The organism is Bradyrhizobium sp. USDA 4454 (assembly GCF_054822705.1).
The window spans coordinates 2,326,341-2,346,624 of sequence record NZ_JBTRCN010000001.1 but is presented as its reverse complement, the minus strand read 5'-3'; the positions used below and the strand labels follow the sequence as shown (position 1 = coordinate 2,346,624).

At 58.4% G+C, this 20,284-nt stretch carries 23 protein-coding genes and 2 pseudogenes; 10 read left to right on the top strand and 15 right to left on the bottom strand.

The window, feature by feature from the left end; translation table 11 throughout:
* Window positions 1-44: 44 nt before the first annotated feature.
* A complete protein-coding gene (locus ACVIW0_RS10610; RefSeq protein WP_461352272.1) occupies window positions 45-464 on the bottom strand; it encodes a winged helix-turn-helix transcriptional regulator in 420 nt (139 codons plus the stop codon).
* A gap of 212 nt (window positions 465-676) precedes the next feature.
* Here ACVIW0_RS10610 and ACVIW0_RS10605 point away from each other — a divergent pair.
* Window positions 677-1,332 (top strand): annotated as a pseudogene (locus ACVIW0_RS10605) (beta-ketoacyl synthase N-terminal-like domain-containing protein); the annotation flags it as partial.
* Between the two features lie 56 nt (window positions 1,333-1,388).
* Here the strand turns inward: ACVIW0_RS10605 and ACVIW0_RS10600 are convergent.
* The 3 genes from ACVIW0_RS10600 to ACVIW0_RS10590 all read right to left on the bottom strand — a co-directional run bounded on the left by ACVIW0_RS10600 (window position 1,389) and on the right by ACVIW0_RS10590 (window position 4,640).
* Window positions 1,389-1,784, bottom strand: a complete 396-nt coding sequence (locus tag ACVIW0_RS10600; protein ID WP_461352271.1) for a MarR family winged helix-turn-helix transcriptional regulator — start codon at window positions 1,782-1,784, stop codon at window positions 1,389-1,391.
* A gap of 703 nt (window positions 1,785-2,487) precedes the next feature.
* Window positions 2,488-3,108 (bottom strand): permease, encoded by a 621-nt coding sequence (locus tag ACVIW0_RS10595; RefSeq protein ID WP_461352270.1) that lies wholly within the window; start codon window positions 3,106-3,108, stop codon window positions 2,488-2,490.
* Window positions 3,109-3,767: 659 nt separating this feature from the next.
* Window positions 3,768-4,640 carry a hypothetical protein gene (locus tag ACVIW0_RS10590; RefSeq protein ID WP_461352269.1) on the bottom strand — a complete coding sequence of 291 codons (873 nt, stop codon included), beginning with the start codon at window positions 4,638-4,640 and terminating at the stop codon, window positions 3,768-3,770.
* A 565-nt stretch (window positions 4,641-5,205) separates the two neighbouring features.
* On the opposite strand from ACVIW0_RS10590, the gene ACVIW0_RS10585 reads away from it, so the two are divergent.
* Both ACVIW0_RS10585 and ACVIW0_RS10580 read left to right on the top strand, forming a co-directional pair.
* Window positions 5,206-5,364 (top strand): winged helix-turn-helix transcriptional regulator, encoded by a 159-nt coding sequence (locus ACVIW0_RS10585; protein ID WP_461357558.1) that lies wholly within the window; start codon window positions 5,206-5,208, stop codon window positions 5,362-5,364.
* Window positions 5,319-5,447 (top strand): annotated as a pseudogene (locus tag ACVIW0_RS10580) (winged helix-turn-helix transcriptional regulator); the annotation flags it as partial. The gene ACVIW0_RS10585 and the pseudogene ACVIW0_RS10580, both read left to right, overlap by 46 nt.
* Window positions 5,448-5,528: 81 nt before the next feature.
* On the opposite strand, the gene ACVIW0_RS10575 reads toward ACVIW0_RS10580, so the two are convergent.
* Complete coding sequence (locus tag ACVIW0_RS10575; RefSeq protein ID WP_461357557.1) at window positions 5,529-5,717, bottom strand: hypothetical protein; 189 nt, start codon at window positions 5,715-5,717, stop codon at window positions 5,529-5,531.
* Between the two features lie 41 nt (window positions 5,718-5,758).
* A complete protein-coding gene (locus ACVIW0_RS10570) occupies window positions 5,759-6,307 on the bottom strand; it encodes a TetR/AcrR family transcriptional regulator (protein ID WP_461352268.1) in 549 nt (182 codons plus the stop codon).
* A gap of 179 nt (window positions 6,308-6,486) precedes the next feature.
* Here ACVIW0_RS10570 and ACVIW0_RS10565 point away from each other — a divergent pair, with 179 nt between their 5' ends.
* The 5 genes from ACVIW0_RS10565 to ACVIW0_RS10545 all read left to right on the top strand — a co-directional run bounded on the left by ACVIW0_RS10565 (window position 6,487) and on the right by ACVIW0_RS10545 (window position 10,744).
* On the top strand, window positions 6,487-7,377 hold the full coding sequence (locus tag ACVIW0_RS10565) for an NmrA family NAD(P)-binding protein (RefSeq protein ID WP_461352267.1): 891 nt from the start codon (window positions 6,487-6,489) through the stop codon (window positions 7,375-7,377).
* A 412-nt stretch (window positions 7,378-7,789) separates the two neighbouring features.
* Complete coding sequence (locus ACVIW0_RS10560; protein WP_461352266.1) at window positions 7,790-8,212, top strand: MarR family winged helix-turn-helix transcriptional regulator; 423 nt, start codon at window positions 7,790-7,792, stop codon at window positions 8,210-8,212.
* Window positions 8,213-8,339: 127 nt separating this feature from the next.
* Window positions 8,340-8,672 (top strand): Grx4 family monothiol glutaredoxin, encoded by a 333-nt coding sequence (gene grxD / locus ACVIW0_RS10555; protein ID WP_461352265.1) that lies wholly within the window; start codon window positions 8,340-8,342, stop codon window positions 8,670-8,672.
* 81 nt (window positions 8,673-8,753) lie between these two features.
* A complete protein-coding gene (locus tag ACVIW0_RS10550) occupies window positions 8,754-9,515 on the top strand; it encodes a class I SAM-dependent methyltransferase (protein ID WP_461352264.1) in 762 nt (253 codons plus the stop codon).
* Between the two features lie 332 nt (window positions 9,516-9,847).
* Window positions 9,848-10,744, top strand: a complete 897-nt coding sequence (locus tag ACVIW0_RS10545) for a LysR family transcriptional regulator (RefSeq protein ID WP_461352263.1) — start codon at window positions 9,848-9,850, stop codon at window positions 10,742-10,744.
* 240 nt (window positions 10,745-10,984) lie between these two features.
* On the opposite strand, the gene ACVIW0_RS10540 is transcribed toward ACVIW0_RS10545, so the two are convergent.
* Together ACVIW0_RS10540 and ACVIW0_RS10535 are read right to left on the bottom strand one after the other, a co-directional pair.
* Entirely contained in the window at window positions 10,985-11,161 is a 177-nt protein-coding gene (locus tag ACVIW0_RS10540) for a hypothetical protein (protein ID WP_461352262.1), read from the bottom strand.
* 235 nt (window positions 11,162-11,396) lie between these two features.
* Entirely contained in the window at window positions 11,397-12,050 is a 654-nt protein-coding gene (locus tag ACVIW0_RS10535) for a peroxiredoxin-like family protein (protein ID WP_461352261.1), read from the bottom strand.
* Window positions 12,051-12,472: 422 nt separating this feature from the next.
* Between ACVIW0_RS10535 and ACVIW0_RS10530 the strand changes: the two genes are divergently transcribed.
* Both ACVIW0_RS10530 and ACVIW0_RS10525 read left to right on the top strand, forming a co-directional pair.
* A complete protein-coding gene (locus tag ACVIW0_RS10530; RefSeq protein WP_461352260.1) occupies window positions 12,473-13,006 on the top strand; it encodes a TetR/AcrR family transcriptional regulator in 534 nt (177 codons plus the stop codon).
* A gap of 197 nt (window positions 13,007-13,203) precedes the next feature.
* Window positions 13,204-14,097 (top strand): haloalkane dehalogenase, encoded by an 894-nt coding sequence (locus tag ACVIW0_RS10525; RefSeq protein ID WP_461352259.1) that lies wholly within the window; start codon window positions 13,204-13,206, stop codon window positions 14,095-14,097.
* 226 nt (window positions 14,098-14,323) lie between these two features.
* Here ACVIW0_RS10525 and ACVIW0_RS10520 read toward each other — a convergent pair whose 3' ends face one another.
* From ACVIW0_RS10520 to ACVIW0_RS10490, 7 genes are read right to left on the bottom strand one after another with little or no spacing between them, the layout of a single operon-like run.
* The gene (locus ACVIW0_RS10520; RefSeq protein ID WP_461352258.1) at window positions 14,324-14,968 is read right to left on the bottom strand and encodes a glutathione S-transferase family protein; all 645 of its coding nucleotides are present in this window, start codon (window positions 14,966-14,968) and stop codon (window positions 14,324-14,326) included.
* Between the two features lies 1 nt (window position 14,969).
* Complete coding sequence (locus ACVIW0_RS10515) at window positions 14,970-15,710, bottom strand: SDR family NAD(P)-dependent oxidoreductase (RefSeq protein ID WP_461352257.1); 741 nt, start codon at window positions 15,708-15,710, stop codon at window positions 14,970-14,972.
* Window positions 15,703-16,923, bottom strand: a complete 1,221-nt coding sequence (locus ACVIW0_RS10510) for a CaiB/BaiF CoA transferase family protein (RefSeq protein WP_461352256.1) — start codon at window positions 16,921-16,923, stop codon at window positions 15,703-15,705. The genes ACVIW0_RS10515 and ACVIW0_RS10510 overlap by 8 nt, the downstream gene beginning before the upstream one ends.
* 44 nt (window positions 16,924-16,967) lie before the next feature.
* Window positions 16,968-17,669, bottom strand: a complete 702-nt coding sequence (locus ACVIW0_RS10505) for an ABC transporter ATP-binding protein (protein ID WP_461352255.1) — start codon at window positions 17,667-17,669, stop codon at window positions 16,968-16,970.
* Window positions 17,656-18,405 carry an ABC transporter ATP-binding protein gene (locus ACVIW0_RS10500; protein WP_461352254.1) on the bottom strand — a complete coding sequence of 250 codons (750 nt, stop codon included), beginning with the start codon at window positions 18,403-18,405 and terminating at the stop codon, window positions 17,656-17,658. The genes ACVIW0_RS10505 and ACVIW0_RS10500 overlap by 14 nt, the downstream gene beginning before the upstream one ends.
* Window positions 18,402-19,400 (bottom strand): branched-chain amino acid ABC transporter permease, encoded by a 999-nt coding sequence (locus ACVIW0_RS10495; RefSeq protein ID WP_461352253.1) that lies wholly within the window; start codon window positions 19,398-19,400, stop codon window positions 18,402-18,404. Before ACVIW0_RS10495 ends, ACVIW0_RS10500 begins: the two co-directional genes overlap by 4 nt.
* The gene (locus ACVIW0_RS10490) at window positions 19,397-20,275 is read right to left on the bottom strand and encodes a branched-chain amino acid ABC transporter permease (RefSeq protein ID WP_461352252.1); all 879 of its coding nucleotides are present in this window, start codon (window positions 20,273-20,275) and stop codon (window positions 19,397-19,399) included. Before ACVIW0_RS10490 ends, ACVIW0_RS10495 begins: the two co-directional genes overlap by 4 nt.
* Between the last annotated feature and the right edge of the window lie 9 nt (window positions 20,276-20,284).

The following is a 20,284-nucleotide window of genomic DNA, read 5'->3' as shown; positions in this document are numbered from 1 at the left end:
GTTCTCCCCCGCCGCAGCCGAAGTGCGAGCCCCCACAAAGCGGATTACGCTGATTTCGCTCTCCCGACCGGCCGGCGTTTTAGTGCCTCTGTCGCCTGGCCGAGCAGCCTGAAGCATTCCTCATGCTGCAAGCCTTTGTTGAGTCCAGCGCCGAGATGGCGAACGCCCCAGCGGGCAAGCGCCAATACAGCCACGCCGAGTTCACGTCCTTGATCCGTCAGCTCATAGGCAGCTCGGGGAGGGTGATCAGAGTAGAACTGCCGACGCACCAAGCCGTGGGCCTCGAGTGTCTTGAGGCGGCTTGAAAGCACGTTAGGAGCAATCCCGGGAAGACGCTCCTGAAAGTCCTGAAAGCGCATGGCGCCGGCGAGGAGGTCGCGCACCAGCAGCAACGTCCACCGAGAACCGACGATGTCGAGCGTTCGAGCAATGGGACACGATTGGCCGAGGCTAGTCTTTGCCATCTCGAGCTTTCTTCCTTCAGCGATGCTAGTAACTTGCCAGCGAATAGCTCCTACATAAGCCAATTCAGCTTCGCTAGAAAGGGCTGCAGAGCAGGGAAGCCCAAGGCACCCAGGCCGGAGCGACGCGCTCATTCGCCTACTCTGCTCGGGTTCCCGATTGCGTAGTTGAACGGGCCCCGCGACCTTGCCCGCGTTTGCCCCCAAAGCTGACGTTGTCGATCCTTGGCGGAGACGAAGCCCGCATCGATCGTAGTCTGGGAGGATTTGCGGCCGCGCGCTGCGCTTTCGACGGCGTTCAACGAAGCCCCGAGCCGGGTGTGACCGCGACCGAGACGGCTTCGTGATGGGCGAAGGTGCAGGCATCCTTGTCATTGAGGGTCTCGAACACGCCCTCAAACGCGGCGCAATGCCTCTCGCCGAGATCGTGGGCTATGGCACGACGGCGGACGCCCGTCACATCACCTCTGGGCCCGAAGATGGAAATGGCGCCAAGCGGGCAATGAAGACAGCGTTGCGTCAGGCAGAGCTGCAGTCCAGTGACGTGCAGCATCTTAAGGCCCATTCGACATCAACGCCGGTTGGCGACATTTCAGAGCTAGAAGCGATCAAGGCTGTCTTTGGCCGCGAACCAAGTCAGCAACGGGGCATTTGCTCGGAGCGGCTGGCGGCCTTGAGGCGATCTTGCACAGTCCCGGCGCTGCGCGATCAGATACCGCCGACACTCAACCTGGACAACCGCGCCCCCGCGGCGCAAGGCGTTGACCTCGCGGGGAGCGTTTCGCGTCAGATAGCCATTGAATATGGCATGTCCAATGGCTTTGGATTTGGGGGCGTTAATGCCAGCATTATCTTTCGACGCTGGACGTGAGACAGCCCCGCCAGCTACTGATCATTTTCGACTGGAATCCAAACCCCGCGACCGGTCTATTCTTCTGAGCGGGCCTTAACATATCGATTGATGAGATTCTCAATCGTTTCCTGGGTTCTCGACCAAGCGGGCGTGGCTTTCTCAAGCCTACTTTTACCGCGCTTGTTCAATTTCAGGACCTTTTCTCGCGCGTCGCCCCTGCGCGAAGTTACATCAATCCATCCCGCTTCGATGAGCAACTTGACGTTTCGCGACACTGTCGTTTGATCCAAGGCGAGCTCGTCGGCTAGTTCCCTCACCGTTGCTTTGCCGAGGCGAGCAAGCTCCCTCAGCGTCGAGAACTGAGTGATACGTAGTTGCTGAGGGCGAAGCGCTTCGTCGTATACTTTCGTGAAAAGGTTTGAAGCCCTCCGCAACTGCGTACAATAACAATCTGTATACATTTTCTTCATGAGAAGTCCTTGGCGGGCATGCGCCTTCTGGACAGCCGTCTGGCGCAACCGCGCAACATGCGGAGGCAACCCCATCCGCCAGCTCATAGCTGGCACACATTCGTTCGGCTATGTGAAAACAGCAACGTCCCGACTGCCTCCGCGTCAGCATGCCATGCTCACTCGATGGCATCCAGAAGCCAATTGCAAGATCTGGAAGCTCATTGGAGGCTTTACCGTGCGTTTAAGCGCAGCAAAATGGGAGGTGTGCGGCGTGCCTTCGCCGTCGCGTGGCTCCAAACGCTCGCTATCAGCAACTCTGCGCCCCGTTAGCCGGAGCGATTACCACCGTTCGTCTACGGCGCGGACCGCGTTCACATTTCATCATCACTTGACCGCTGCAGCATTGAGCTATCAAGCCTCCTATTGCCGCGCCGAAGATATTCCGATCTGGATCTTTGAAGGCTCGAGTTGCGTTTCAAGGAGCGCAACCCGACGCTCAAGATCGCTGCGTGGATCAAAGTTCAGTGCTTCATCAAACCTCAGAATGCCTTGCCATAGCCGCCGAAGGAAGCTCGCGTCCTGCGACGCTTGAGTCTTACTCGAATTTGCCATCTGCTTTCCCTTCGATTCTGGGCGAACGCCCCGGGCTCAATATTTCTGGGACTATGCCCGGCTTGTAGTTCTGCCCAGAGACTCTCGCGATCAAAACTCCTCGCCTCTATTATGTTTGGACTACTGCGGACTTCACTTCGCTCCCAAGGCCGCGACGCAGCAGGTCAAACGCCATGATGTGGCTCGCACCCGAAATGCCGACGCCATAGAACGGGATTAGCGCCATCGGCAGCGTCTCGATGCCAGACATGCGCGGGTCGTCGAGAAGAAAGAACGTCAACCCCGTGCCGACTGCCACGATGAAATCAGCGAACCCAAAGATGTGAAACGCCAGGTACCGATTGCGGGTCTTAGGCAGCAACATAACTCCGAGGGCCATCAGCCCCGCGATGAGGTCACCCCACCCAGCATTCCGAACGAAGGTTTCGGGGAGGAGATTCAGTGCCCCGTACCAGAAAAACACCAGCGCGGCCGCTATGCGCCAGACATGAAACGCTGTGAGCGACTGCAAACCGATCGCTTCAATGTAACCGCGGAAAGCACTCGATGTTGCATAGACAATCACAGGCACCACGACGCCCAAGGCAATAACGGCGGCGAGGATGACCGGGTAGACGCCTTGATAAACTCCAGTCTCGGCGGCGACGATGACGGCCAACCCCCAGACGACCAACACACTAAGCAGGGCGACCTTCGCCCGGCGTTGGCGGATCTCAATCTCCCGATCCATGCTACCTCTCTCCATTTTATGTGTAGTTACACTTTGTCAAAGTGCGCGGTCCGTCGCTGAGGAGTGACATCATGATGTTCCATCTGTGTGCACCACCTTCGATGCCTTGGTACGGAACCGATACCGATTGGACCGCGACCGCGACGGTCACTTAGCTCTTATAATAAGAGTTGCTACTCAAAAGCGCAAGTGGCATGTTGGCTCGATGGCGGAGGAAGCGTGAGCCTCGATCACCCGTCGGAGGTACGACCAGCAACCTAGCCGATAGCGAGGAATAACTTGACAGTTTGTTCTAACGGTTCGAGCACGATCCGGACTTCCGAAAATGACTCGGAGTCTCCTGGATCAACAGCCCGATGAGCATGGATAGCAGCTGGGCATTTTGAATGATCCGGCCGGTAGCGCTCGTTGCCAAGCGTTTAGCCAAAAGGTAAGTAGCGCCGACGGCTCACGGCACGCTGATGACAGCGCCTGAAAGACGCCGGGCCATCGTTACCACGTCTGTGAAAATCACCGTCGTACCTCACCTCCTTTGACAGCTTCGCGACGATTATATCGGAGATATCGAGGTCTTTTAATCAGCTCCACTTATGGCAAGCACAGTCCGTCATACCCGCCGGAACGAGCAAAGCGGACGCAGTGCGCAGCTCAGCCTTTCTTCACGTGACAACTGGGGCAGCCGGCCGCGCGCGCCTCAGCAACTGGCGAAGCGAAAGTGCATGCAAGACGAAGGAACTGGGGACGGTGAAGGCTGGAATGATGGCTGAGGGATAGGTGAAATTTGTCAGGTTGGGATGATCGAGGGCAAGACGCTGAAGCGGCCCAGGCGATGTAAGGGCGCCTAAGGTGACTGCCAGTATCAGGTCTCCGATACCGAAGAGATTCCAAAGCAGGGCTGCCCGCGCGCTGCCCGGCCGGCCACTGGCCAACGACGCGGCCACCGGAAGAGCCATCAGTCCCGTGATGACGTCACCGGTGCCGGCAGGCAACGCGAAGGCGCCCGGCACGGCTCCCGACGCCCAACCCACTAAGAAAGTAGCACCGACCACTCGATAGAACTGAATGCCGATCAGCCAGGTGAGAGGCATGGCATCGAGCAGCGTCCCGATCCGGCGTGAACGCCATAACAGCGTGACAGCAATCGAAGTCGGAACGACAATCATCAGGAGCAGCAACGGAATTGGAACTGCGCCAGGTCGAAGCAGGCCGTTGGCCACAATCACCCATGCACTCGCATGCCAAAGCGTTAGCGGGACTGCGATCGCCAGCCAGGCCTGCATCCGCTCCGCCCCGGTCAGGGACGTGCGGGCAAGTCCTGCCCAGGCTCCGCCAAGTAGCAAGAGATGTACCACGATACGCGCGATGATGAGGGACAGACCCGAGCGCTGAAATTCCGGCGCAGCGATAATGGCCACGAGCCAGAGACTCGCGGCGACTGCACTGCCGGCAAATGCGAGCATTGGGCTGTTGCTGGACATACCGGTGTTGTTTGGCGTCACTGTCAGACCTTCTTGTTGGTCGAAATCGATCATTTGTTGTCACGGCAAACCCCGTACCGATCAGGTCCGGTAGCCGCGCTGGTTAGACGCAGAAGAATCGCCGCGGCGCGCATCTATTACTCTTATAACAAGAGTCAATGGCAAGCTTGTCAATTGATTTGTGCGCTGGGGAATAGATATAGCCTGCGCCCTCATTCGACCGGCGATGCTTCGGCCCCGCAGCGTGCCCCGTCGGTGACGGCGGCGTGTCTGCTCTCCACTTCGGAGGGAATTTGGACGGGATTCGATCGGTGAGGTGTACGGCGCTGGCGCTTGAGTTCAAGACGAGAATACGAGGATTAGAATCAATTAGCGATGGGCAGCTCGATTGGTCGCTCTAGAAGCGCCGGCGCAGCTCTGGGCACCGTATTCAAGCGACATTCATTGTTTTCAAGAACCACATTGAATTCGGCATTGTATGAACCTAGTATAGCTCTTATTATCAGAGCCTCTAGGTACGCTAGGCCCTGACTGCGATCGGCGTCAACGGCATGACGGTGAGTGAGGGGAAGGACTATGGCCGCCAGACATTAAACTGATCTCGCAAAGGAAAGGGGTCATGCGCTCGAAGAGTTTCGAGGGAATGGTATGCCCGATCGTTGGCGTCATGGCGGCGATCGGCGACCGGTGGGGCTTGCTAATTCTGCGCGACCTCGTCTTCGGTCTCAGCCAATACGAGGATTTCCGACAATCGTCCGGCGTGACAACGCAACACTAAGTGACCGGCTGAAACACCTGGAAGCCAATGGCCTCATTGAACGACGGCGCTATCAGGTAAATCCCGAACGATTTGAATACTCTTTGACTAAGAGGGGCTGGCAGATCGCGCCTGCAATGCCCGTCCTCGCTCAGATCGGGGACAGTCTTGACGTCTCGGGCGCTTCAGGGCCGCCATTGAGATTTGTGAATCAACGAACCGGTGCCGACGCAGGCTGGAGTTTTATCGATCTCGACACAGGTGAACAGTTGAAAGCCTTGGACATTGCCATCAAAGAAGGTCCCGGCGCAGACGATCTCGTCCGTTGGCGGTTGTCCCGCGCCGAGAGCCGAGAAAAAACGACGAGTAGTCATCTCTTGAATGCCGCACCCAATCTGCCCTCCCGGACCAGGTCCTAGCGATGCAACTGCTCCCTGACGCGCTCGAGGATCTCCTTCGACAACGGACTACCCGACGTAATGCGCGCCAGTGTCATCGCACCGATCATCGTGGACAGCGCGCCGATTGCGTCTCCCCGCGCCTTCGAACTTACTTCGCCTGACGCGAGGACAGTCAAGAGCTCCTCGAGAGCCGCGGTCGCTGCCGCTTTGGTCTCATCGCCCGAGCGAGCCAATTCGCTCCCTAGCGCGGCGAAGGGACAAATCGGAGTTGGCGCGTCGCGATGGGCGGTAGATAGATAGACGTCAACTGCGGCATTGATGCTCCCCTTCGCCATATTCCGCGTGATCGCGGCGATAATCTTGTCGCCGGCGTTGGAGAGTGCCTCGGCGACGAGTTGCTCCTTATTGCGAAAATGTCGGTAGAAGCCGCCGTGCGTGAGCCCAGCGGCCTGCATTACGTCAGCCAGACTTGTTTCCGCGATTCCCGTTCTTCGGATGTAGTCCGCGGCTGTTGCCACGATCCCTTCCCTGGTCTCTGCCGCTTCCTTTTTCGACTTTCTCAACGATTCAACCCCTGCCCGTCACGGCCGGCAAAGGCCTTGACAGCTTAGATTACAATCGACATCTAATAGATTAGATGTCACTTGACACCTAAAAGTTAGCGCAAAGCGAGTTGCCGTCAATAGGAGGCACCTTTGCGGCCGCTTTAATGCTCCCCATGGAGCGCCAGGGAAGACTAGGCATGAAACAACGAATCCTTGTTACCGGGGCCACCGGCGAGACCGGCCGCTACACAACCGAAGCCTTGATTAAATTGGGCTTCCCGGTTCGTGCGCTCGTGCATAAAGTCGATGAACGTTCGGAAAAACTCCAGGCGACTGGCGCCGAGGTCATCGTCGGAGATCTGCTGGATTTTAATTCAGTTCGCGATGCATTGAAGGGCGTAAAGCGAGCCTATTTCGTCTTTCCGATCAGGCCGGGGCTGATCGACGCCACGGCGTATTTCGCTCAAGCCTCCAAGGAAGCGGAACTCGATGGCATCGTCAACATGTCTCAGATATCGGCCCGCGAAAACTCGAAGAGCCAAGCAGCGCGTGACCACTGGATCGCAGAACGGGTTTTCGATTGGTCCGGCATTCCGGTCAGCCATATCCGGCCGACCTTCTTCGCGCAGTGGCTTACCTATCCCCACAACCGCAAGCACATTCTGGAACGCGGCGCCATCAGCCAGCCGCTCGGCAATGGACGGCACGCCCCCATCGCCGCCGAGGACCAAGCGCGCTTTATTTCCGCAATCCTCGCCGATCCAAAGCCGCACATGGGCAAGACTTACCCGCTGTTTGGACCGGTCGAAATGGATCAAGCCAGCATCGCGGCGACCGTCAGTGAAGTAATTGGACGACCGGTCACCTATGATCCGATTTCAATCGATACCTATCGCCAACGGCTCGAGGCGACGGGGATGATGCCAGCCTTTCTGATTCAGCATCTCTGCGCGGTAGCGCAAGATTATCAGGATGGCATCTTTGCTGGCAGCGACGAAGCTATTGCGCAGGTGACCGGCAAACCGCCCATGACGGTTCAGGAGTTCGTGACTTCCCATATAAGCCTCTTCAACCACAAACCAGGGTAAGAGGCGGCCGATGACGCCGTCAGTGGAATATCTGTTTCGACGGCGAATTGCTATCAGCGGCCAAGGCAATGCTTTATTTCGGAGATCGCCTTGCCCTCCGACAACAATTGGTCGACGGCTTCGGCATCGCATTTAACCTCTTCGTGCGATTTGCATTCACCCCTTCGTCCCTTCAAGCTCACTCGTCCACGATCGCTACGGCCCTGGTCCAGCCATCTCGCCGTTCGTCGTCACCTCCGACGCGTTACGGCCTTTCCGCGTCGGGGCCGCCAAGCGGCCTATAGCGCGCTCATATTTTTCTATTTGAAAGTTCACCCGTACGCTTCAAGTCCGCTTACTTACCTCCGTCGGCAATCTGCACTAACATAGTGATCCCTCACCGCCGGATTCGATCGACCAATAAGGCCCGACGATGCCCATCCTTGATTTTAGCGAATGCAATTGTTTCGCAACCCGCAAGGCCGCGCGACGCCTTACCCAGCTCTATGATACCAAACTTTCCCCCTGTGGCATCAAATCCACGCAACTGATGTTGCTGGCAACGATCGATCGCAAAAGCGATCTCACAGTAAACGATCTCGCGGCGGCTATGGTACTGGATCGCACTACGACTGGTAAAAATTTGAAACCGATGGAGCGCGATGGTTATTTGAGGTCTACCGTCTGCAAGAGCGATAGAAGGAGCCGTACAGTAGCCCTTACCGCCAAGGGCAAGGCACTGCTGACGCGTGCCTATCCTTTGTGGAAATCAGCCCACGAAGAATTTGAGCGAGTGCACGGGTCTGCCTTCGTACTCCGCTACCAACAGATGCTTCGGGAAGTCACCGAAGCATAAGCCCACTAGCGTATACAGACTTCACAGAAGTCGATTTGTGAAATAGGAGCATCTGCTCTTTTCTTTCGAGCGTGGGCGGATTATGGTTTGTTAGACGTATTGGGATGCGGGCGAAAGGAGATCGACCATGGACGTGCAGGATTTTATTAGAGATCAAATTCGCGAGAACAAGGTCGTGCTATTCATGAAGGGAACGCCGTCGTTTCCACAGTGCGGTTTCTCGTCACAGGTCGTACAAATCCTCGATCATCTCGATGCGACCTACACAACCTTTAATGTCTATGACTCGGATGAACTGCGGCAAGGCATTAAGCGATATTCAAACTGGCCTACGATTCCGCAGCTCTATGTGCGTGGCGAGTTCGTCGGCGGATGCGACATTGTGCGCGAAATGTTTGAGGCGGGCGAACTTCAGCAGTTGATCGGCGCAGTTGCCGAAGAGCAGCCTGCGGCCGGCTAACATGACGCGTTATCCAGCCCGATTACGTTTGGTCAACTGAGGACGACTAAGCGCGGCGTCTTTGCATATGCGCTTGTTTCAGTGATACGCGGCAAGAACAGCGCCATCAATCGCTCGGACCGAAATGCTCCGATAATTCACTATGACCGAATCGGCTTGCGCGACCGCTTAGTTAGCGTACTTGCGGCCGCTGGTTATGCTAACGGTCAAATTGACCCGAAGGACCTTGCGGCACTGGACCAGTTTCACTCGCGCGGCTTGGAAGCGACGGTCGATCTCGCTAACGAGCTCGCTCTCGATGCCAATACTGCGGTAATCGATATCGGTTCGGGGTTGGGCGGACCTTCACGCTATCTCGCACATCGATTTGGCTGCAAGGTTCTTGGGATAGATATCAGCGCCTCTTTCGTTGAAGCCGCCACTTACCTCGCATCCCGAACGAACCTGAGCGATCGCGTTTCGTTTCAATTGGGAAATGCGCTTTCACTTTCCTTCCCTGATCGCTTTTTCGACGTCGCCTGGACCCAACATGTCGCAAAGAATATCCGCGACCGCGAACGGTTCTACTCCGAGGCCTTTCGGGTACTCCAGCCCGGCGGCCAGTTCGCGATTTATGACGTAGTAGCCGGAAGCGCTGGTCCCCTTATATTTCCTGTTCCTTGGTCGGCTTCGGAGGAGGGAAGCTTTCTGCTGTCTTCGGACGCGATCAGGCAGTGCTTGATCGGGTGGCTTCACAATCCAAAACTGGAACGATCGAAGCGAAGCCAGCCTGGCGTGGTTCAAAAAGCGCGCCGTCGCCGTGCAGCGCAACGCCCTCGACCACAAATCGACACTTGGGCTTGATATCGTGATGGGAGCGGAGTTTCCGGTCATGTCAGCCAACCTTCTACAGAACTTGGAAGATGGCCGCGCAGGCTTGATCGAGACCGTACTGCGCCGACCGTGATCAATCGCCATGCTGCGTAGGCCGCTCAGTTAGCTATTATCCAGATTGCAGCGGCCGTAGGCGCTGCGCCTGCCCGAGGTCAAGTCCCGCCTCTCCGCCGCTCTCGGCCGGATGGAATTCAGGCAATTAATCGCTTACCTGTCAGCACAGCCCGAGCGAGCGTCTTCTGAAAATTGCTGTGATATGGCAGGATTGGAGGCTATCCTTCCAGCTTATGGAAGAGGATCTGATGGATCGCTTGGATGCGATGTCGACCTTCCTGGCCGTGGTCGAAGCCGGCAGCCTCTCCGATGCAGCAAGGCGGCTGGGAACTCCGCTTGCGACGGTCAGCCGCAAGGTCTCCGAGCTGGAAACACACTTGCACACGAAGTTGTTTAACCGGTCGAGCCGCAGGCTGGTGCTCACCGGAGCAGGCAGCTCCTATCTTACAGCATGCAAGCGCATCCTCGCAGACATTAGTGAAGCCGAACGCGCTGCTTCTGGCGAGTACACGGCGCCGACTGGCGAACTGACCGTGACAGCTCCCGTCGGACTTGGACGCACTCACCTCATCCCAATCCTAGCGGAATTCCTCAAGGCCTATCCGGATATCAAGGCCAGCTTGATCCTTACCGATCGAGTATCAAGCCTATTTCAGGAGCAGATCGACGTTGGACTCCGCGTTGGCCCGCTACCGGACTCCGGCCTGATTGCGATACGAATCGGCACAACGCGTCGTGTGGTTTGTGCCAGTCCTGCCTATCTAGCCGCTCGCGGAACACCTCGCTCGCCGGAGGATCTGACCGCACATGACTGCATCAACTATGCAGGCATCTCCTCGCCCGACGTTTGGACATTCGTCAGAAACAACGTGACGGTTGCCGTGCCGGTTCACGCGCGGCTTCTGGTCGGCACCGCTGAGGCGGCCCGCGACGCAGCGTGTGCAGGTGTCGGAATTACTATCGCTTTTGCGTACCACTTCCAGGCAGCCCTGGAGCGCGGAGCCTTAACAACCCTTCTAGACGAGTTTGAGCCAGCATCCAGACCGGTTAATCTCGTATACACAGCCGACCGGTTTCTGCCAATCAAAGTGCGCGCTTTCCTCGACTTCGCAGCACCGCGGTTAAAGCGAGTCTTCGCGCAGTAGAGAACGCGTTACGCGCTTTTCCCCGATGCAGGTCAACTAAGCGCCTGGGCCATCCTATCCGCCGACCACACAACGCCATCCTGCCAGACGCTGCCTCATCCACTCGGCAAGTTGGGCGCACTCACGAGGCAGGCCCCATGCAGACGTCAGCGAAGTTTGAACTGGTGACGGTCTGCTCGTAGCAACTCGCGGGAGAGGAGAGACTGCAGAGCATCGCGATAGTCCTGATCACGACATTGCCTAGTCGCTGTGGTGGGCACTGGCACCGCTGGCGACATGGTTTGCCCGTACGTTGTGCCGATGCTCAACTAACTGGTCGTCCTGCGGGAAAATGCTGTCGTAAATTGCACGAGCTTCTTGGATCAAACGGATCCGTTCGCGTTCAGCCTTTGGAACAAAGCGGACAATCTCACCCATATTCACCTCCAAAATTGATATGCCGCTTGGGACAAGCGTCGCTTAACGCAAATGGGATGAAAGACCTGCCTCACCAGGAGGCGAAATTGAAAGGAACCTTTCCAAACTGTGGAAGGCTCGAAGGGTGTGCCGTCGATGCTCGATGCCCGGCGTAAAAGGTCGAGACTTGGTGCGCGGACAGCAGCTCTAGCTCCGGCGCGCCGGAGCGCAATCGCGCTTCAGTCAGCGCTCGCTCTTATCGGGATTGCAGCGATTTTAGCGCGGCCACGATGGCGTCGGGCTCGAGCCGGTTGCGATACTCGACGTCGATCGAGGCAAGTGCAACGCAGCCGTCTGGCGCGACAACGTAAGTCGCAGGCACCGGTACCTCCCAGGTCCCGTCGCCATTGACGACTTCCATGGACAAGCCGTTCGATCGGAGTGCCGCCTTCAGCTCCTCGGGCTGCGCCCAGACGAGGCCGAAATCGCGAGCCACCTTGTTTCCGCGATCGCTCAAAACAGGGAACGTCAAAGCGTTCTTTTCAGCTGTGGATAGTGAAGCATCCGGTAACTGTGGCGAGATCGCGACAAGCTCCGCTCCGAGGGAGTGGATTTGCGGGAGGATGGTCTGATAGGCTCGAAGCTGAAGATTACAGTAGACGCACCAGCCGCCGCGATAGAATGTCAAAACGACCGGTCCGGCGGATAGCAGGTTCTTCAGGCCGACGCCCTTCCCCGTTTGATCCGGCAGCTCGAAGCCGGGCGCCCGCATTCCGAGACCCACGGCGTTTTCCATCGCAAAGGTTTCGCGCAACTCCTCGATCTTTCTCGCGTAGAGCGCCGCCCTGCCAGCCGGGGCTGTGCGCTCGAACTGCGCCTTCAATGCATCGAGTTCGTGCTGCAATCCCATTCGCGTTCCTCTAACTCAGGCTGGCAACCCTTCAAATGAGGCGAACCGCGCGCGGTCGAGCACGCCACTTATTTTAGTTCATTCGTTCTAAAATACGAGAGGCAGGCCGGTTGTCAAGGGCGCCTGGGCGCCGGCGAAGGCATGCCAACCACCTCACGCACTTCGATCTTGTCGAAGGGACTGGACAATGGGTCCAGCAGGAGAAGCCCGATCAGGCAATGAATTGTTCCTGCGGTTTCCGCGCGACACGCACGACGAGAGTGCCGGCCTCGCCTGATCGACGGATCGCCCCCCCGGGATCGGCTTGTCTCCGACCCGGGGAGTTCATATGATTGCCGAGGATAGAGAATTTACGTTTGCGAGAGGAAAAGGCGGTGGCGAGACCCCGAGAATTCGACGAGGAGGTCGTTCTGGACGCCGCCATGAATCAGTTTTGGTCCCATGGATATGAGAGGACGTCTGTACGCGACCTTGCGGATCAAATGGGCATCACCGCCGCTAGCCTGTACAACGCGTTTGGCGACAAACGATCATTGTACGTGCTCTCCTTGAAGTACTACCTCGAACGGCGCTCGCGCGAGCGAACAAAGATTTTCGATCGCAGCCCGGCGGTCGATGCGATCGAATCGTACTTTCGCGACGTGGTACGAACGTCAGTCGGCGATAAATCTCAGCGTGGATGCATGCTCGTCAACGCCGCCCTGGAGACGGTACCGGATGACACGGAGTTTCAGGACCTCGTTGCAAGAGAGTTCTCTTCGATCGAATCATCCTTCTTCAGGTGCGTGAAGGCCGGCCAGGCCGATAAGTCGCTGCGCAGCGATATCAAGGCTGTGGAAGCCGCAAAAATGCTTTTGAGCGTGTTGCTGGGACTTCGCGTGCTGGCGCGTACCCGGCCGCACCGATCGATTGTGGAGGCGGCGGCTCGGTCGGCCGTCGACGCCATTCGCGCCTAATCCAGCAACTCGACGCCGACCCGCGGTCGTCTTTGTCTGCGCGGCTTAGCGCAGTTCTCGCAATTGACGGGCTTTCGGCTTGCATATTTTAGTTCGATCGCTCTAGAATGATGGCAACTGGTCTTGGCAATAGGCTTCGGCGTCCCGCGACGCCAGCATGACTGGCTGCCGCAAGGTCAACCGGAGGTCCAAAGCGCATGTCAGAACAACCGTTGCCGAAACAATACGTCGAGGTTCTGGGAAGGACGATGGCCTACTACGCAGGGGGGGAAGGACTCCCGATTCTCTTTTTGCATGGCAATCCCACATCCTCATATCTTTGGCGCGACGTGATCCCGGAACTCGAGGGTTATGGACGTCTCATCGCGCCCGATTTCATTGGTATGGGCGATTCTGATAAGCTGCCTGATGTGCGTCCCGATACCTATACTTTTGCCACCCACCAGGCTCATCTCGATGCCTTCATTGAAGCGGTGATAGGACCTCAGACAAAAATATTGCTTATCGTTCACGATTGGGGATCCGCGCTGGGCTTCCATTGGGCAAATCGGCACCGTGATAAGGTGCAAGGCGTCGTGTACATGGAGGGAATTGTCAGACCGTTCGCGGACTGGAGCGAATGGCCTGAGTCGGTCGTGACGACATTTCAGGGCTTCCGTTCGCCGGAAGGCGAGGAGATGATTCTCGATCGCAACTCGTTTGTCGAACAAGTGCTTCCCGGCGCGGTGCTGCGCAAGCTTTCGGAAACCGAGATGGCGCAATACAGAAAGCCATTTGCGAACAGAGCTGACCGCTGGCCGACGCTCACGTGGCCCCGACAGATTCCGATTGCCGGTGAGCCGGAAGATGTGACCGCTCTTGTGGAGGCTTATTCCAGCTGGATGGCAGATAACAATCTGCCGAAACTCTTTATCAACGCGGAGCCGGGCGCCATCCTTACCGGCGCCGTGCGAGAATTCTGTCGTTGTTGGAAAAATCAGTTGGAACTGACAGTTCCGGGGAGGCATTTCATCCAGGAAGATTCGGGGACGACGATAGGAAAGATGATTAGAAGCTGGATCAGCGCCAATTTACATTCGCTCACATGGTGAAGTCCGCAATGAAAGGCATCAAAGCGCTGGCTGTTGATACCGGGGGCACCGTGTTTGACTGGCACACGACAGCCTAGCGAAAGCCCTGAGCAGCGCGGCCGCCAGGATCAACGTGCCCGTCGATTGCCATGCGGCTGCCAATGATTGGCGACGGCGCTCCCTCGAGCGCGTTGCGGGGGCCGAACATCTGCACCAGAGCATGGCGCGTCGAAGGAGAATCCGTGCCTCAAACCGCGCGGTTTGTTTTCGCGCTGGCGAGATAGGCCGGCCTGGTGGTTGTCCGTTCGAGATACGGGACCGCGCTATCGCAGATTGCTACCCCATAGTCGATCGCCCACGTAAGGCATGTTGTGAGGAGGATGTCTGCCGTCGTGAATTGGTCCCCCATGAGATAGCTTCGTCCATCGCGCAATGCGACATCAACGTTTCGAAGCTGCCCGCGGAAGTACTCACCGGCTTGCTGCACGACTTCCGGCGCATGACCGTAGATGTGCGACAGTCCCTTCACCGTTCCATGCCGTCGCATTACGTATAGGCTGGTCGAATCGAGCTCGGTGACTATGAAGAAGCACCACTCCAACCACTTCGCATAATCGTCGGAATTCAGCGGCATTAGCGGATTCGCGCTGGTCCCGTAGCGACGTGCGAGATAGGCAACGATCGCGGCGCTTTCGCCGATTGTGAGATCCTTGTCCTGGAGTAGAGGAATTTTCTGTCGCGGACTAAGTGCTGTGAATTCGGCGGTCTTGGTTTCGCCCGTGCGCGGTTGGATGGGGCGCATCTCATATTCGAGCCCAAGTTCATGGAGCGCCCAATGCGGACGAATCGTGCGAGACGTGCCGACACCCCACAGGATGATGTTTGGATCCATCTCACCAGGCCTCCACGCTTGGCCGCAGGTCAAGTTCGTGAGTCCACCCGTCGCGGCTCTGCTGTGTGGCGAACCAATAGGCCTCAGCGATCGAGGATGTCCTCGTCAGGCTGTCAGGCTTGATGGCCGCGAGATCCACGCCCGCGGCCTTCATCCGTTCGTGGATGGCCACACTATCGACGCCCGCGTCGATAATGAGGTGCATGACGTGAACGCCTTTCGGCCCAAGTTCACGCGCCATGGCCTGCGCCACCGCTCGCAACCCGAATTTGGCCGCCGAGAACGCGGCAAAGCCCTTGCCGCCGCGCAAACTGGCCGTCGCGCCGGTGAACAGGATCGTGCCGCGCCCACGCGGGACCATATGGCGTGCGGCTTCCCGGCCGACGAGAAATCCGGCGTAGCAGGCGAGCTCCCAGGCCCTGGTAAAGAGCTTCTCGGTGGTTTCGAGCAGCGGCTTGTTCACGTTTGATCCGGCATTGAACAGGCAGACCTCGATCGGTCCCACCTCCTTCTCCACCTTCGCGAACAGTCCTTGCACAGCCTCCTCACTGCGCGCATCGACCGAAAAGGCGTGGAAGTCACAGCCCTCGTTCCTGAGCTCTTCGCCGAGTTGACCCGACTTTGTGGCATCCCGCCTCGCGACGCACACGATGAAGCCGCCCAGCGCGAACCGCTTTGCGACCGCAGCTCCGATTGCGTCGCCCGCGCCTACCAGCAATGCAACTTTTTTCGACTCAGGCATGTTCGCTCTCCTTTATGACAGCAACCCGCACAGCCTTGTCTGCGATCATTTTTTCGATCTCCGCATCGGAATATGCGAGTTCGCAAAGCACCTCGCGGCTGTGTTCGCCGATCCGCGGCGCCGGCCCGCCGATCGCGGACTGATTCAGGGCGAACTGGGCCGCTGGCTTCGGCTGCCGAACGCGGCCGACGCCCGGTTGTTCGAATTCTGTAATGATGCCTCTGGCGACGACCTGTTCGTTCTCTATGATTTCCGACCGGCGCAAGATCGGCGCGCACGGCACGTCAGCCGCGTCAAGTCGCTCGAGCCAGTCCGCCGTGGTGCGCTGGCCGACATATTCCTGCATCTTGTTGATGCGTGCGGTTGCGTTCAACGAGCGAGCGGTAGGTGTCGCAAAGCGTTCGTCCTTGACGAGTTCCGGATCGCCCGAGGCCTTGCAGAACCCTTGCCACTCCGAATCCGAGATCGTGCCGCAAGTCAAGAAGCCGTCGAGCGTCTTGAAGACCAGATCGGGCCGGTCGTTGGGGTCGGCAACGGTTTGCTCCTTACCGACGACAGTGTACTGCATCATCCCCTCGGGCCAAAGGTAGGAGATCATGACATCCAGCATGGCGACGTGGATGTGATCCCCAAGCCCGGACTTTTCCCGCGCATACAGAGCAGCGGCCACGGCCTGCGCGGTCATCACTGCCGTCGTCTTGTCGCAGACGATTGTGCGGATCATCTGCGGCCGATTGGTCACCGGCTGCGACTGAATGTCTGCGAAGCCTGACAGACCCTGAACGATCGGGTCATAGACGCGCTTCTTGACGTAAGGGCCGTGGTCTCCAACCCCGCTGATCGACACGTAGATCAAGCGGGGGTGGCGCTTCCGCAGTTCGTCGACTCCGAAGCCTAGCCGCTCCATCGTTCCAGGGCGGAAGTTCTGCACGAGTACATCCGCTTGAGCGACCAGCCGCGCGAGGATATCCCGCCCGGCATCGGACTTGACGTCGACGGAGAGAGAGCGCTTGCCTCGATTGGAGGAGATGAACAACGCGGAGAATTCGCCCGCCCTGTCAATGGTCGCCCGGCTGCGGCGGGTGATGTCGCCTCCGATCGGCTCGATTTTCAGGACATCGGCTCCCTGATCCGCGAGGAACATCGTCGCAAATGGCCCGGATACCACCCCGGTCAGGTCCAGCACACGAACGCCGTTCAGTGGTCCCGGCATTGAACTCTCCTTTGGTTTCAGAACTCTGTAAGTGTCTTGAATTGTCAAATGCTCAGATACGTGCGGCGCATGGCTTCATCGGAATCCAGCGCCGACATCGTTCCGGCGAATTGAACGCATCCCTGGCTCAGAACGTAGGCCCGGTGAGCGAGCCGCACAGCGAGCCGATAGTTCTGCTCGACCAGCAGAATGGGCGTGCCCTCGTCCCTGATCAGTTCAAGGACGTCCGCCAGATGGTCCACGATCACGGGCGCCAATCCTTCGCTCGGCTCGTCCAGGATAAGAAGATCGGGGCCGGAAAGAAGTGCGCGTCCGATCGCCAGCATCTGTTGCTCGCCGCCTGACAACTGCCCGCCAAGACTGCTGCGCCGTTCCGCGAGCCGCGGAAAGAGCCCGTAGACATAATCCGCCGTCTTTCTAGATTGGCGACCACGCGACGCCCTCACCGCAATGCCGAGGTGCTCATCAACGGTTACCGACGGAAAGATGCCGCGATCTTCCGGAACATAGGCGATGCCTGCCCGAGCGACCCGATAGGTCGGCAATCGCTCGATCCGGCGATCGCGGAAGACCACCTTGCCCTTGCGCGACGGAACAAGGCCGACTATGGCCTTCAGTGTCGTGCTTTTCCCTGCCCCATTGCGGCCGAGAAGCGCCACGCATTCGCGCGAGCTGACGTTGAGCGAAACTCCCTGGACCACATGACTGTCGCCGTAATAAGCATGGAGGTCCTCAACCTTTAACATGGCGGTGCCCCAGGTAAGCCTCGATGACCGCGGAATCCTCCTGAATGTCGCGACGCGTTCCTGTGGCCAGCACTTTGCCGTAGCTGAGCACGGTGATGATGTCGCAGGTCGCGAATACGACATCCATGTCGTGCTCGACCAGCAGGATCGTCAGATCCTTCGGGAGTCTATTGATGAGATCGATTAGCCGGGCCCGTTCTTGCGGCGAAGTTCCGGCCGCGGGTTCGTCCATGAGGAGGATTTTCGGATCCGCACACAGCGCCAGCGCCACCTCGAGCTGCCGCTTTTGCCCGTACGAAAGATCCGTGACCGGTACGTCGAGGATGTCGATCAAGTGCATCCGTTCTGCGGCCTGCCTGGCCTTCTCGAACAGATCGCCGAATTCTCCCTTCGAACGCCAGAAGACGCGGCGGCGAGGATCAAAGGCCTGGCAGGCGACTCTTAGATTCTCCATGACGGTCAGACCTTCGAGCAGCATGTTGCGCTGGAACGAGCGTGCAATGCCGGAGTGGGTTACTTTCTCCGGATCGGTTGCGACGGCCTGCCCGTCAACCAGCACCTCACCGCTGGTCGGTGTCAGCCAGCCGGTGATCAGGTTGAGGAAGGTGGTTTTTCCGGCGCCGTTCGGCCCGATCACGGCGCGCCGTTGCCCAGGCGGCACCGTCACGTTGAGGTTCGAGATGACATCGAGCCCGCCAAACGCCTTGTGCAGATTTCTGACCTCGAGCGTGCTCATGCCTTGCTCCGAAAGGCCGATTTGAATGCCTCAACCACGCCGTTACGAAAGAACGCGACCACCAACATGAAGAAAATGCCGAAGAACAGCATGTACTCAGTGGTAAGGACACTCAGCCCCTGCTTCGCCAGGACGAAGACGGTCGCGCCGACTAGCGGACCAGCCACTGTCGTCGTGCTGCCGATAATGACCATCAGGACACCCTCGCCGCTCAATTGCCAGCTCATCGAGTCCGGATTGATGAAGTAGGTGTATTGAGACTGAAGGATGCCAGCGACGGCGCAGGTGACAGCCGCAACGACGAACGCGCCGACCTTGTAGCTGCTCACCGTGTACCCCATGGCTGCCGCGCGTCTTTCGTTTTCGCGGATGGCGGCCAGGACGCTGCCGAACGGCGAATCCACGATCCGCCACACGGCCGCGACGGCAAGAACGGTGACCACGAGAATGTAATAGTAGAAAACCACCGAGCTATCAGCGTTCAAGCCGAGGAAGCCAAGATCGGGCCGCGGGATGCCCGACATTCCGTCCGAACCGTTGGTCAACCGGAGCTTGATCGCAGCACCGTAGAACATCTGCGAAAACGCAAGCGTAATGAGCAGGAATTCGACGCCGCGGGTGCGCGTGCAGACGACGCCAATTCCAGTTGCCAGCATCGCAACCAGAACCAAGGTCGCAGGGACAGACAGCCACAGTGGCAGCCCCAGCACTGTCGTCCCGATTCCGATGCCGTAGCCTCCGAGACCCAGGAACATTCCCTGCCCCAAGGAGACGAGCCCGGTGGTACCGACGAGCAGATTTATTCCTGAAGCAAATATTCCCGCGATCATGATCTCGATCGCTAGCGTTGTGGCGTAGGGGGTTGACAGCCAAGGAAGCGCCAGCGCCCCCAGAGCAGCCGAAGCGGCCAGCACGAGCGTGGCACGACGGACCTGGACCACGGGAGAGATCTTGTCCGACGCCGTCGTTTGAGCGATCGTGACCTCGTCGCTCATGCCACGCGCTCCACGCTACGGAACATGCCCTGCGGACGGACGATCATGACGCCAATCAGAAGGACGTAGATCGCAAACATCTCGACCTCAGGTAGGTATGCCTGCGACATCGCATTCGTCATCCCGACGATGAGCGACGCATAGAAGGAGCCTCTGAGATTGCCCAGACCGCCAACCACCACAACGACAAAAGTCTCGACGACGATGGTGATACCCATTTGCGAATAGACGCTCGTGAGCGGCGCAGCTATGACGCCGGCCAAGCCGGCCAGTGCGGCTCCAAGGCCGAAAACTGCCGCAAACAGCGCGTTGATGTTCACTCCCAACGCCGTCACCATGGCGCGGTCGTCGACGCCGGCGCGTAGTGTCGCCCCGAGCAGCGTTCGGTCGAAGACGAAGGTCAACCCGGTGGCTACCGCGAGGCCGACGCTGATGATGAATAGCCGGTACACCGGGTAGGATATGCCGAGCAGACTGACGTGGCCCGCCAGCACTGGCGGCGTCGGTACGGCCAGGAAAGCGGACCCGAACAACCATTCAACGGCTCCAGCCGTCGCGAAAAGCAAGCCGAACGTAAGCAGTGCGAGATCAAGATGGGTGGATCGACCACGTTCGGCGAGGGGCTGCAACAGCATCGACTGGAGGACAGCGCCCAGCACAAGCGGCAACAGTGGACCCACCAGCAATGCGAGCCAGAATGAGCCTGTGGCACTTGCAACGACGACGCCGCAATAGGCGCCAAGCGTGAAAAATGCGCCGTGTGCGAGGTTCAGGATGTTCATCAGCCCGAAAATCAAGGTGAGGCCCGCGGCAAGAAGGTACACCAGCATGCTGAGCTGCAGACCATTCAGTACCTGTGTGAGGAAAACCTGCATCTGACTGCG